The organism is Mycobacterium sp. 29Ha (assembly GCF_032883055.1).
Classification (GTDB): Bacteria; Actinomycetota; Actinomycetes; order Mycobacteriales; family Mycobacteriaceae; genus Mycobacterium; species Mycobacterium gallinarum.
Genome location: NZ_JAMQTI010000073.1, coordinates 1 through 1337 on the forward strand (window position 1 = coordinate 1; position 1337 = coordinate 1337).

Annotated in this window: 1 pseudogene; it reads right to left on the reverse strand. The window is 59.1% G+C overall.

The annotated features are described in order from the left end of the window. Positions 1-45: 45 nt before the first annotated feature. Positions 46-1337, reverse strand: a pseudogene (locus M1248_RS33235) (DEAD/DEAH box helicase family protein); the annotation flags it as partial.

Consider the following 1337-nt stretch of genomic DNA (forward strand, 5'->3'; position numbering starts at 1 on the left):
AACACCGGGCAACAGAGTCCCACAACGACTGGACCACTACGACGGGCTCACCTCATATCCGCCGCGCTTCCACTGGATGCTCTCGAGATCCGTTCCGTCATGAATGCCGAAGTAGTGGAACGGGCAGAGGAGATTCTGTTCGAGGGCCTCCCACAACCGCAGCTCCGCAGCGACGCGTCCTCCGAAGAACTGTCGAACGTCGACACCGTGGGCTCGTTCGGGTGTTGCTGTAAGACCGACGAGTTCCATAGGATCGACATGATCGAGCAGGCGTCGATAGGAAGCCGCTTCCGCGTGGTGGAACTCGTCGACTACAACCACATCGAAGTGCTTGGGATCGATCTCAGAGAGCCGACGTTGTGAAAGTGACTGGATGCTCGCGAATACGTGACGCCACTGCGTCGGTTCTTGGCCGTCGACCAACATCTCGCCGAACGTCGCGTCGGTAAGCACCTCCTGATACATCCGCCGGGATTGTTGGAGGATTTCCTTGCGATGCGCGACAAATAGCAGCTTCAAGTCACGGTTGTGGATGTCACGAACCAGACGCCGGTAGTCAAGGGCCGCGATGACGGTCTTACCAGTACCTGTGGCCGCCACGATGAGGTTGCGGTGTCGGTCGTGGATCGTGCGTTCTGCATCAAGCTGCTCGAGCATCTCAGCTTGGTATGCCTTCGGGTGCACTTCTAGACCGGAGAGAGTGATGGTTACGCGATCGCTTGTGCGGCTTCCGGAGGCTGTCTCGAGCGCTGCGCGGAGGCGATCGCCATCTTTGTATGGCGCGTAGGGCTCGAATTCGCGGTTCTCCCAATAGGAGTCGAATGTTGCGCGAAACTTCTCTAGGAGATGTGGTGTCGAGATTGCGGAGAGCCGCACATTCCATTCGAGGCCATCAACGAGCGCTGCGTGAGACAAATTGCTCGAGCCGACGTAGGCAGTATGGAACCCGGTGTTGCGGCGAAGCAGCCATGCCTTGGCATGGAGACGCGTGCGATCGGTTTCGTAGTTGACCCGAACTTCGGCACCAAATTCTTTCACCAACGCATCGAGTGCGCGTGCGTCGGTGGCGCCGAGGTAGGTCGTCGTTATGACACGCAGCGGCACGTTGCGCCGCTGCAATTCTCGGAGCTGATCTTCCAGTAGTCGGAGCCCTTGCCACTTTACGAAGGCGCAAAGGAGGTCGACCTCATCTGCGCTACCCATCTCGGCACGTAATTCGGCGGCCAGGGTGGGTTCATCTCGCGCGTTCGTCATAAGAGCGGCGTCGGAGAAAGGTGTCGCCGTGAGGGGGACCCGTTTGGTGGTCCAGTCGCTATGCGGCTTGGGGTTGGTGGGTC